The sequence below is a fragment of the Parvimonas sp. M20 genome, assembly GCF_035282425.1.
Lineage (GTDB): Bacteria > Bacillota > Clostridia > Tissierellales > Peptoniphilaceae > Parvimonas.
The window spans coordinates 1-523 of the sequence record NZ_JAYKBQ010000076.1; the positions used below are offsets into that span (position 1 = coordinate 1).

The 523-nt window shown below is 50.3% G+C and carries 1 protein-coding gene; it reads right to left on the reverse strand.

The genetic code is table 11. The features are described from left to right. A partial coding sequence (locus VJI93_RS08470) for a hypothetical protein (protein WP_324009272.1) occupies window positions 1–523 on the reverse strand: 523 nt, incomplete at both ends.

A 523-nucleotide genomic window follows, 5' to 3' on the forward strand; every position in this document is an offset into this window, starting at 1 on the left:
AATTGCGCCTCTTCCTTGAGATCCAGCACCCGCAGCCCACGGTAATACAGATACTTGGACGCTCGATCCAAAACCTGTACATCTTCTTCGTCTGTGCGGATCTTGAGGCCGTCAGGCAAGAATACTCTTGCACGATCATGCCAGCAGTCCAGGTATGCGGCGCCTTCCACTACAATATCGGTACATTCGATTTGTGGCGCATCTGGCTGGCTATTGGCATACATTGTTCCATAGCCACTATTAACTACTGGTACAAAGGTTTCGCCATTTTCATCCAGGGTGTTGCTGTGAAGCTCCCTGAATGCCATCCAGAGCTCCCAGTGCTTGCCTAGCTCCGTTGTGAAAGGTAGCTTTGAATATGTCCACCGACCTAAAAGGCTGTTCCGCCGCTTCATTCGCACAAAAGCGAACGATTTGCCGCGGAAGTCAGCTTTCTGGGTGTAAAACACATATTGCTCGTGACCACGATGGATGGTCACCTCTACTCCATGGCGAAGTAGGACTGCAATGGCTATTTTAAGCC